The sequence below is a fragment of the Membranihabitans marinus genome (genome assembly GCF_021729155.1).
GTDB classification, from domain to species: domain Bacteria; phylum Bacteroidota; class Bacteroidia; order Chitinophagales; family Saprospiraceae; genus Membranihabitans; species Membranihabitans marinus.
This window is the reverse complement of record NZ_JAJQYA010000014.1, coordinates 70,950-82,476: the sequence shown is the minus strand read 5'-3', so window position 1 is coordinate 82,476 and position 11,527 is coordinate 70,950. Positions and strand designations below refer to the sequence as shown.

The following is an 11,527-nucleotide window of genomic DNA, read 5'->3' as shown; positions in this document are numbered from 1 at the left end:
AGGGAACCGGAGCCACTGTGCTCCGGGTGGATCTCCGCGTTTCGGGTGGGGAAGCCGGCATAGCACCAGTACAGCTGTCTACATTACGTCTCTATTCAAAATAATTTAGATGTAATGCATTGCAACTCTACAATAAATCGAAATATAACCGACAATTATAAACGTATTTGGTATAAATAAAATAAAAGGATGGTCAAGATAATCTTTGAAGCCGCTGCGCTGAGCCGCCGCACTGAGCTTTGTCGAAGTGTTAGTCGAAGTAAGGCGAATCCTCCACAGATCGTTGCTGTCTATGATTTGGGACTCGGATGATCTTGAATATCACAACATCTTTTCCATCATGTTTTGACAATTCCGTAGAGACGCAATGCCTTGCGTCTCAGTTAATAATTTTAGGAGACGCAAGGCATTGCGTCTCAGTTAATAATTTTAGGAGACGCAAGGCATTGCGTCTCTACGTCGTCAAAATTAATTAGAAGATAACGCCTCGGTAATTCGCTATCGACATACGGTGCAACCACGCCGGACCCCCTTGTCTGAACAGGATTGGTAAGATAGAATGATCGGCACGATAGCCTATGCAGCATTCCAATTAGGTGAGGCTAAGTTCTTGATTCGAAATTTTGTCGCAGTATGACGAATCCTCGACAGGACTGATAATATTGAACAAGATTCTGTCTATGATTTGGGCTAGGATTATCTTGAATATCCTAACATCTTTCCCATCATGTTCATACTATTGATACGAGGGAAGTGCGAAGCACTGTAGAGGCATGACCGAATGCAGTACAAAGTACCCAATCGACTTAACGTCGATTGGATGAGGGAACCACGACCTCCGGGTCGTGGGTGGGTTTGCCTTGCGTCTAAATCTAATTTACATAAATCGAAAAGTTTATCCATTGATGCCTATGCCGTGGGTTGAAAACCCACGGCATGGGCATCAAACAACATTGATTTGGCGGACTTTTTGCATTGTCAATTTTCTGACACGAATAGATCATATCTTTTCATTCCCTGTAATGATATAATAGGATAGATTGGGCAAAAAGTGTGACAAATCCAAGTGCTCTTACTCCTCTCTGTTGAAGTGATTAAGAGGGGGTATCACAGTGGAATCATAGGTCTACACGAAGCTCACAAAGGATTTCTAGTGGTATTACCTGTTACAGCTGTAATAACAGATTATTTTGCCGCCATATTCTGGCTATTTTGTTGTGAAATATTATGCCAATAGTTTAGTTGGAAGACGGGGAATAATTCGACAATAATTTGCGATGTAAAATGAGGAAGCAAAATATATGAATAATTTTTTTTAACTTTCGTCCCTAACTATGATGAAATAGATCTAACCCATGTCAGAAAAACCAGATGTCAACTGGGAAGACCAAGATTTGCTGCGAGCCCTGCGCAACAGCAATGAAAAAGCCTTCAATATCCTCTATCGAAGATATTGGCAACCTCTCTATTCTACTGCTTATAAAAGACTGAAAGACGAAGAACTCTGCGAAAATGCCGTCCAAAACGTATTTATCGACCTTTGGAAACGCAGAAAACAAGTGGATATCGATCGAATTTCTCCCTACCTCCATAGCGCTGTAAAATATCAAGTGTTTGCCGTGACGCGCAATGCCTCAAAAGTAGTTTCCTTTATCCAACCCCTGGAAGCTATGTCGCAATCACCCTTCTCCGCCGATGGCGATATCGTGGATCAAGAACTCAAATTATTGTTTGAACAGTGGAAACACAGCCTGCCTGCCAAGCGGAAAAAAATATTCCAACTCTACTTCGAACAAAATTTGTCCTCCCAAGAAATTGCCAACCAACTCAACATTAGCCAGAAAACCGTGCAAAATCAAGTGCGTACTGCCGCCCAAAATCTGAGATCTCAGATCGCTCAATTCCTTTCTATATTTTTATAATTACATGTTTTTGTTATTCTGGATGTAACAAAATTTCAATTTTTTTTAATTGGAAGATTTAGTTGTAAATCAATAGCTTATATAAACAATGTGTATTTTATTTCAATTTTTTTAAAATTACTTTTGGGAGTTTAATGCAGTTTGTACACGTATTGATAGGAATTGGATAGAATACAATAATGGAAAATAATAATTGGGTTTTTAGGCTGTTAAAAAAATATACTACAGGTAGTGCTAGCCCTGAAGAAAAAGAATATTTAGATCAATACTATCAGTCATTTGCGGGTGAAAATGATGTTTTGAGTCAATATTCCGACCGTCAGCGTCAGGAAATAGAGACTCGAATGGAAAAGAAAATAAGCCATCAAATTCGCGAAGAAAGATCAAAATCGATTCGACGTAGAATTCAACTAACTTCCGTCGCTGCCACCTTCCTTGTCTTAGTCTCACTGACATGGTTGTACTTCAAATATTTGCCCAAGGAAAATATTGAACTTAAAGAACAGCTCTCTGTACCCATGCAATATGTCGAAGCCCAATTAGATCCCGTCAATGTTTATTTGCCAGATGGGAGCATTGTCTACCTCAATAAGGGCAGTCAATTGTCTTACCCCAGTATATTTGAGGATAGCCTGCGTATGGTGAATTTGAGTGGAGAAGCCTATTTTGATATAGTACACAATGAATCCGCTGCTTTTGTGGTCCAGAGTGGAGAGATTAGAACTAGGGTCTTGGGGACAGCCTTCAATGTCAGAGCATTGGAAGGAGAATCGGAAATTGAAGTGTCGGTAACCAGAGGTAAGGTAGCCGTGTCAGACAGCAATGAATCCTTCGCTACCTTGTTGCCCAATCAGGCCGTTAGCTATGATAAGATTACCAAAACCCATGTCCAGCACGAAGTCAATACCGTGGCCGATGTCTTGGATTGGAAGCCATCTGAATACAAGTTGGAAAATATGTCGATGGATGACGTCGTCGAATTTATCGAGCGTCGATGGGATTATAATGTTGAATTAAGTCATCCTAGTTTGAGCGAACGAATAGTATCGGCTACTTTTTTCGAAGAAGATCAGGTCGAAGATTTGCTCTTCGTTCTATGCACCGTCATAAACGCTGAATATAATATTGATAATAATAAAATAACTATCTATGATAATACAAAAACCACAAGAGTAAAATAGAAAATACTGGAAAAAAAATTGTCTCTCCGGCGGCCACCGAAAAGACAATGAAGTTTAAATAATCGGTTCTATCAACTATTTAAAAAATCAAAAATATGAAATATTTAATATTCAAGGTCAATCCTTTGGATAATTATGGTGTGAGCTTACTCAGAAATAATTCATTCTGGATGAAATTAAGTTTTATTTGTGCATTCTCTATGGTATTTAGTTTGCAGCTCGTGCTGGGAAGTAATAGTCATGCGCAAGGCCTACAAGATGAAATTATCCAATTGGAAGTGTCCAATGAAAACCTGTCTGAAGTTTTTCAGAAAATTGAAGCCCAAACCCATTATCGATTTGCATACAGTCCCAATGAGGTCAATGCCTATGCCGTGAGTTTGGCTCAGCAAAAACTCAATCTGGAGGAAGTCCTCAATCTTGTTTTAAAACAAACTCCATTTCTGTACAAAGTAGCCAATAACAAAATTATCGTTTACCGAGCATTGGTAGAACGCCCCGTTGTGGTATCCGCTTTGCCCAAAACCCATGCCTTGCAGGTGAATCGCAATTTTAAAAAATTGGAATTAGTTGTCTCCGGTCGTGTCGTCGACCAAAGCGGTGAATCCCTCATCGGTGTCAATGTGACTGTGAAAGGCACAGACAAAGGTACGGCCACCGATTTTGATGGAAATTTTGAATTGGCTGGGGTTAATGAAAATGCCATCTTGATTTGTTCTTATATCGGTTACCAAAGCCAAGAAGTTCCCGTCAATGGCAAATCCAATATTGAAATCGTCATGGTCTCCGATGCCGAGATGCTGGACGAGATAATCGTCGTAGGGTACGGGGTACAAAACAAATCCGATCTTACCGGTTCAGTAGTTCGGGCAGATATAGAATCGTTTAGAGAACAGCCCAATATATCCATTATGCAATCCCTACAAGGATCTGTTCCCGGCCTCAATATCGGTCAGGTCAATGAAGCCGGTGCCGAGCCAGATATGCAAATCAGGGGACGGACTTCCCTGTCTGGAGAGCAAAACCCTCTCATTGTTCTCGACGGAGTAATCTATCGAGGAAATATAAGCGACATCAATCCCAGCGATATCAAAACCGTCGATGTGCTCAAAGATGCCAGTGCAGCATCCATCTACGGATCACAGGCCTCCAATGGAGTAATTATATTGACTACCAAAAGTGGGGGTGAAGTCGGCAAACCCATCATTCGCTACAACAACTCTATGACCTTTCAGAGTCCTATCAAGGAGTTTGCCACTGGAAGCCCAGAAGATTACCTACAAAAAACCGAATGGTCAGATATATTCAACAGTAGAACTCAAGAGTCGGGTTATCTCAATCCTGTCCAAGGTTGGGAACCCTCATCCAACTTTAAAACCAATGATGAAATAACCGCCTATAATCAAGGTCGATCTGACAATTGGTACGATCTATTGACCAATGACAACCCCTATATTCAAAACCACAATCTCTCTCTGGCCAATCGATCGGAGTGGAGTAATTACTATATCTCCATGGGATTAACCGATCAGGAAGGTTATATGAAAAATGAAGGCTACCAGCGATTAAATGCTCGGGTAAATGTAGAAACCAAGGTCAATAACTGGTTGGATTTAGGCCTGCAATCCACTGTGGCCAAAAGCAATTACGACGGTCCAGAAGTCAGTGTCGGTAATCGCTATATCTCGCCTTTTGCAACGGCTTACAACGAGGCTGGGGAATTAATTCAGCTGACCGGTGGATTGACTACCAATCCTTTAATTCAGTTGGAATCCGACTACCTAAATAAGAGGTTGAATCTCTTTGGCAATTTTTATGCTAATATCGATCTGCCTTTTATCGAAGGTCTGTCTTACAAAGGAAACTATTCGGTAAACTATCAGAATGCCAATATCAATTACTTTAGAGAATACAGCAGTAATTTTCAAGGTCAGGGAAGTAAGCAAATCGGTCTGACCAACAGTTGGTTGAGCGATCATATATTGACTTATAAAAGAAACTTTAATCAGCGACATAATCTTTTTGTCACCTTGGTTTATGGGGCAGAAAATAGAAAGTACGATTTGACCCAAGCCACGTCATCCATTTTTGCCAATCCCGTATTGGGATACAATAGTTTGCAGTCGGGAAGTGCCGATCAGCAACTGGCTATCACCGGGGCATGGGAAGAAGCCAGCCTCTACCAAATGGCTAGAATTAACTACGGTTTTGACTACAAATATTTATTTACAGCAACGGTTAGAAGGGATGGATTTTCAGGTTTTGGAGCGTCCAACAAATTTGGGATTTTCCCTTCTGTGTCTTTGGCATGGGTGATGTCTGAAGAAAACTTTGTCGCCGATGCCCTGCCTTGGGTCAATACATTGAAATTGAGGTTGTCCTATGGATCCAATGGCAATAGAACCATCGGTAGATATCAGACTTTGGCTCAGATCAATGCTGGATTCGACTATATCTTGGCCGATGGAACTCCGGTTTACTCTCAGGCCATTAGCAAACTGGCCAGCCCAGATCTCAAATGGGAAACGACGACAGGGTTTAATGTGGGATTCGACTTCGGTGTTCTTAAAGAAAGATTGATCGGTTCGGTCGATTATTACAATAACGAAACCACAGACTTGCTCTACCAAGTGGATATTCCGGGAATCAGTCGTTTCGAAACTTTCCCCGACAATTTAGGGCGGATTCACAATCAGGGATTGGATTTGACCATTACATCAGTCAATATCCAAAAGAAAAATTTCACTTGGGAAACCTCCTTTGTATTCTCTAGAAATAGAAACAAATTGGTAGAATTATTGGGTTTTGACAACGACGGCGACGGAGTAGAAGACGACTTGATTTCTGAAGGTCTGTTTATCGGTGAATCCATCGATGCCATCTACGGTTATCAAATCGATGGGTTTTGGCAAGTGGGTGATGAGATTCCCGCCTATTCTGATTTGGGTGCTTATAAAGTAGTCGATGTCAATGGTGATGGACAGATTACCCCAGACGATAGAAGTATTCTCGGTTATTCATCGCCCAACTTTCGATTTAGTATCAACAACAGTCTACAGTACAACAATTGGACTTTGCGAGTCTTTGTAAATTCCATTCAAGGTGGAAATGGATATTATTTGGGCGAAGACAATCTCAATGCTTGGGGAATCATCAATCAGGAAAATCACTTTAATATTCACTTTCCCAATGATCTTGATTTTTGGACACCGGAAAATCCCAATGCTACCTATCAACGACCCAATATCAATATCTCAAGTGGTTTGGCTGGTACACAATACAGTCCACGCAGTTTTGTAAGATTGCAGGATGTATCCTTGTCCTACACCTTTATGGATCAATGGTTGGAAAAAATAAAATTAGAAAGTTTAAAGCTATTTGTCAGCGGAAAAAACCTAGCCACTTTTACCAATTGGCGAGGTTGGGATCCAGAGACAGGTCAAAAGATCACCTCTTCGGGATTGCCTGTACTTAAGGGCTATTCTCTGGGATTGAATCTGGCATTTTAAAAATTACTTTCTTAACGTTTAAAATTTAATACGATGATGGTTTTAAAATCTATAATTAAAAGTATCCCTCTATATATTCTGTTGATGACTACACTCTTTGTGACTTCTTGTAATGAGGATGAATTTCTCAATGAAGTACCCATTGATTTTCTATCACCGGAAAATGCCTACGTCACGGCCAATGACTTTGATGCGGCCTTGGTCAATTTATACAGTCGGTTTCGAGAAAATTTTACGACTAGTGCTACGGCAACTGAATTTCCATCTTTGTCTTGGACGGGGACGGATATGATATATACCCACAAGGATTTGGGAGTGAAGCCCGACTGGGGCGGTTCAGTACTATTGCCCACCAATACTCCTGTAGTCTACGATGGATTGTGGCGACCGGCCTATTTAATCATATACGATGCCAATGTGATCATCGGCAGATCTCAATCCGAGATTAGTGAATTGACGGAAGATCAGGCGAGATTGATTCAAGCCGAAGCCATGTTCTTTCGAGGATATATGTATAAAATGTTGGCCAACTTATACGGAGATGTACCTATAGTACTCGAAGAAGTGCTCAGCCCTCGACGGGATTTTGAGCGTGCCAGTAGATCGACGGTGTATGAGCAGAGTGCAGCCGATTTAAAATTTGCCGCAGAAAACACCCTAGATATTGACCAGGCTCAAGATTCGAGAATCAATAATTTAGTGGCCTATCACGTGTTGTCCGAGGTGTATATTTCCTTGGGGAAATACGATGAGGCCATTGCTGCCGCTTCCAAAGTTATCGATCATCCCAGTACGGCCTTGATGACGGAGCGCTTTGGAACCATGGTCGATCAAATGGAATTTGGCGGCGATGTATATTGGGATTTATTTAGAGCGGGCAATCAGAACCGATCGACGGGCAACTCCGAAGCCCTATGGGTGATTCAGTACGAATTTAATGTGCCCGGAGGAGCTGATGGCGCATTAATGACTAGATTGGCTGTTCCTCGATTATGGCAGGCCAAGGTGACCAATGCCGATGGATCGGCGCCACCGATGATTCCCTATCCCAATGCGTCCTACTACGGACGAGGGTCGGGATTTATTAATCCTTCCAAATACCTCTACGATGGCATTTGGCAGAAAAGTGGCTATGATAGTGATATCAGAAATTCAGAATACAATATCGTAAGAGATTTTAAAGTCAATAATCCCGATTCCGACTACGATGGACAGTGGATATTTAAGGACAATTTGCCCATTGCCCTGTCTACTTCCAATGATACTTCGCGTAATTTTTTCCCTGTTTTTGCGAAATTGTCTACGGTTGGGCAGATTCCAACAGAGTTGTATCTCGCCGATCAAACTGTGCCTGGATCTTTGACCAGTGCGGCTCAGGCTACTTATAGAGATCGCTACATGGTTCGTTTGGCGGAAACCTATCTGTTGAGAGCTGAGGCTTATTTGGGTAAAAACAATTTGGAATTGGCTGCTGCCGATATCAATACCGTTCGAAGAAGAGCGCAAGCCCCAGAAATTCAAGCTTCTGACGTAACGTTGGATTACTTGTTGGACGAACGCTTACGCGAATTGCATTTTGAATCATTTAGACTGCTGACATTGACTAGGTTGGGTAAATTGGTTGAGCGCACAAAAAAATACAATACTTGGGTTGGAGATTTTTACAATGAATTCAATAATCTTTGGCCTATTCCTTTTAATGAAATTGAGAAAAATACCGAAGTTGATTTGGGACAAAATCCCGGTTATTAAGCAATAAAATATGACTGCATTTAGAATAATAGTGATGATGTTTTGTCTGCCCTTTATGGGGTTTGGACAGTATTTTGGTGAGTCTGATCACGTGATGAATAAGACCACTACCAATGCCGATATCATGGATTTTTGGAAGGCAGACCAAGCCACAAAGTCTACCTATATGGCGGCTTACGAGGTTTTGTCTGCCCATCCTCAGGCCATGTATCAGGATGTGGTAAAAAATGAAAAATTTAAATCATTGGCCGCTGAAAACGGATGGAAGTTGTTCTCTGGCCCCATGCTGGGCGACCTTCAGTCCGATGGAGTCACTATTTGGTTGCGAAGTATTCAGCCCACTGCAGTAAAGATTAGAGTAAAGGGCTCGGGCCTAGACAAAACTTTTGGGCCCGTGTATACCGATTTTGATACAGACTTGCGAGGTCAAATCAAAATTACAGGATTGAGGCCTGATCGTCAATACGAATATCAGGTATTGCTCGACGACGAAGTACTATCCCTTCCTATGACGACGAGGTTTAAAACCAGTCCAGTAGCTGACGAAGCGGAGGAAACTAGGATAGTTTTTGGTTCTTGCCCGCATAGATGGGGATTGTGGAATGAGAAAATGATGGAATTTGTCCAGTCTAGAGATCCCGATGCCTTGATGTTGTTGGGCGACATTGCCGTGCAAGATCGAATGAATAATATAGGTATGCACAAGGCCGACTATCTATTGAGGGATCAGTCACCGGCTTGGCAGGATGTGGTGAGCCAAATCCCCGTTTACGCCTCATGGGATGATCACGATTATTTTGGCAATGACTTAGCTGGTGTGCCCGAGGGATATGTCAAAAAAGATAAAGAAGCTGTAGCCAAAGTTTTCCGTGAATCGTGGAATAATCCCGCCTATGCTGAGGATGAAGAGACCGAAGGCATATATTTTCGGACGAGGATTGGTATGGCCGATGTGATTATGACGGACAATCGCTACTATAGATCTGGTGGGGAAGCCTCGTTTTTGGGTCGTGAGCAGATGGATTGGTTGAAGGCAGAATTGCTCAAGTGCCGTGGACCCTTTATCGTATTGTCCTGTGGTTCGATGTGGAGTGATTATGTGTCCAATGGCAAGGATTCTTGGGGTGTCAACGATGCCGAAGGCAGAGAAGAGTTATTTTCTTTTATCGAAGAAAATAATATCAAGGGAGTGGTTTTGATTTCTGGTGATCGACATGGAGCCCGGGGATTTACCATCCCTCGATCCAATGGATTTCAATTCTATGAATTTGAAGCTGCCAGTATGGGGGCTCGGGTAGGACCTCCTGCTCAAAAAGAAGAATGGACGACTCAGTTGTACGGTATCGATGGTCAATTTGCCTTTGGAGAATTGACGATGAAGGCCAACAAGGAAGAGCCTAGCCTGCATTATCGGTTATTGAGGGAAGATGGTCGGGTTTTATATCAAAAATCTTTGAAGTTATCGGATTTAACTCCCCAATAGAGGATGGGATTGATTAATTTAGGGCAAATTTTAATTTTATTTGTAGTTAATACTGGAATATCTGATGGGGGTAAGTGGTGTTTTGTGAAATTTTAGAGCTGTGTGTTGACAAAATGATTAACGATAATGGATACTATATTTTTTATGAAAAAAACATTTTTACTGATTTTGCTACTGGGCCTTGGCCTTAATATTTCCACTGGACAAAAGTTAAACGAGGATCGTCCCAATATTGTAATTGTTTTAGCCGATGATTTGGGCTATTCCGATATCGGAGCATATGGTTCTGAGATATCTACGCCGAATTTAGATGAATTGGCTAAAAATGGAATTCGATTTACCCAGATGCACAATACCAGTAAATGTTTTCCTTCGCGGGCTATTTTATTGACTGGCTTATATGCTCAGCAGGTAGGCATGGATAAAAAGCCGGAGAATTTTACCAATGGGATATTTTTTGGCGAAGTGCTGAAGCGAGCGGGTTATACTACTTTGTTTGTGGGCAAACATCACAGTACGGACAATCCCTACGACTGGGGATTCGATCACTATTATGGATTGCGCGATGGAGCTGCAAATTATTTTAATCCGGGATTGCAGCGCCCTGGAGAGCCAATGCCAGCTCAAAAAAGGTACGGCAAACGGGTATTTGCTTTTGATGGCGAATTGAAGCAGCCCTATACTCCGCCAGCCGATTACTATGCTACGACGACATGGACGGATTGGGCCTGTGATTTTTTAAAAAAATATGCTGAAGAAGAAAAGCCGTTTTTGCTTTATATGTCTTATCAAGCACCTCATGATCCGCTGCAAGCACCAGAGTCTGTGATTCAGAAATATGAGGGCGTTTACGATGTGGGCTATGAGGCCATCGCTGCAGCTCGGTATAAGCGACAGATCGCTTCTGGCTTGCTCGATGACCGCTACCCTCGATCTTTGCCGACCTATCCATCTTGGTCGGATTTAAACGACTCGATTAAGGCCGATCAAGTACGGCGGATGCAAGTGTATGCGGCCATGATCGATGAATTGGATCGCAATATAGGCCGACTGATTGAGGTCATCAAAGAAAGTGGGGAATGGGACAATACCGTATTTATGTTTTTGTCCGACAATGGGGCTTCGGCTGAAGTGGTGGATAGAGGGGAAGGACAAATCGGAGATATCGATCGATGGGCTTCACTACAAGGCAATTGGTCCAATGTGGCGAATACACCTTTTCGACATAATAAGAATGCCTCCTATGAAGGAGGGACGGCCACTCCTTTTATATTTCATTGGCCCAGAGGATTGAAAAATAAAGGCAGTGTCAATCACCAACCTCTGCATTTAATCGATATTATGCCCACATTGATAGAGTTGTCTCAGGCAGAGTATCCTAGGCAGTACAAAGGGCGTGAATTGCCTTCATTGCAGGGGGTTAATATACTGCCCTTGGTTAGGGGGGAAGATGTATATCGCGCTTCGCCTTTGTATTTTGATTGGCAAAAAGGCAGTGCCTTGCGCACAGAGGATTGGAAGTTGGTGAGGTGGAAAGATACTTGGGAATTATACAATATGAAAAAAGATCGAACCGAGACCCAAAACTTGGCCCAGGTGGAGGAAGATAGATTAGAATCTATGAAATTACAATGGCAAAAATGGGCAGAATCTGTAGGCATCCCTTATAAAAATTAAGAA

The 11,527-nt window shown here is 42.1% G+C and carries 6 protein-coding genes; all 6 read left to right on the top strand.

Going from position 1 to position 11,527, the window contains the following annotated elements; translation table 11 throughout:
* The first annotated feature begins 1,355 nt into the window (after positions 1 to 1,355).
* The 6 genes from LVD51_RS10700 (at position 1,356) to LVD51_RS10675 (ending at position 11,524) form a co-directional block, all read left to right on the top strand.
* Positions 1,356 to 1,922, top strand: a complete 567-nt coding sequence (locus tag LVD51_RS10700; protein WP_236971228.1) for an RNA polymerase sigma factor — start codon at positions 1,356 to 1,358, stop codon at positions 1,920 to 1,922.
* Between the two features lie 179 nt (positions 1,923 to 2,101).
* On the top strand, positions 2,102 to 3,103 hold the full coding sequence (locus LVD51_RS10695) for a FecR family protein (protein ID WP_236971227.1): 1,002 nt from the start codon (positions 2,102 to 2,104) through the stop codon (positions 3,101 to 3,103).
* Positions 3,104 to 3,198: 95 nt separating this feature from the next.
* Complete coding sequence (locus tag LVD51_RS10690; RefSeq protein ID WP_236971226.1) at positions 3,199 to 6,612, top strand: TonB-dependent receptor; 3,414 nt, start codon at positions 3,199 to 3,201, stop codon at positions 6,610 to 6,612.
* 33 nt (positions 6,613 to 6,645) lie between these two features.
* Positions 6,646 to 8,364 (top strand): RagB/SusD family nutrient uptake outer membrane protein, encoded by a 1,719-nt coding sequence (locus LVD51_RS10685; RefSeq protein WP_236971225.1) that lies wholly within the window; start codon positions 6,646 to 6,648, stop codon positions 8,362 to 8,364.
* 10 nt (positions 8,365 to 8,374) lie between these two features.
* Positions 8,375 to 9,847, top strand: a complete 1,473-nt coding sequence (locus tag LVD51_RS10680; protein ID WP_236971224.1) for an alkaline phosphatase D family protein — start codon at positions 8,375 to 8,377, stop codon at positions 9,845 to 9,847.
* A gap of 144 nt (positions 9,848 to 9,991) precedes the next feature.
* Positions 9,992 to 11,524 carry an arylsulfatase gene (locus LVD51_RS10675; RefSeq protein ID WP_236971223.1) on the top strand — a complete coding sequence of 511 codons (1,533 nt, stop codon included), beginning with the start codon at positions 9,992 to 9,994 and terminating at the stop codon, positions 11,522 to 11,524.
* The last annotated feature ends 3 nt before the right edge of the window (positions 11,525 to 11,527 follow it).

Bases quoted from the DNA above. Each gene is read 5' to 3' on its own strand.
- LVD51_RS10675 (WP_236971223.1), top strand. From the start codon at position 9,992: ATGAAAAAAACATTTTTACTGATTTTGCTACTGGGCCTTGGCCTTAAT.
- LVD51_RS10700 (WP_236971228.1), top strand. From the start codon at position 1,356: ATGTCAGAAAAACCAGATGTCAACTGGGAAGACCAAGATTTGCTGCGA.
- LVD51_RS10690 (WP_236971226.1), top strand. From the start codon at position 3,199: ATGAAATATTTAATATTCAAGGTCAATCCTTTGGATAATTATGGTGTG.
- LVD51_RS10680 (WP_236971224.1), top strand. From the start codon at position 8,375: ATGACTGCATTTAGAATAATAGTGATGATGTTTTGTCTGCCCTTTATG.
- LVD51_RS10685 (WP_236971225.1), top strand. From the start codon at position 6,646: ATGATGGTTTTAAAATCTATAATTAAAAGTATCCCTCTATATATTCTG.
- LVD51_RS10695 (WP_236971227.1), top strand. From the start codon at position 2,102: ATGGAAAATAATAATTGGGTTTTTAGGCTGTTAAAAAAATATACTACA.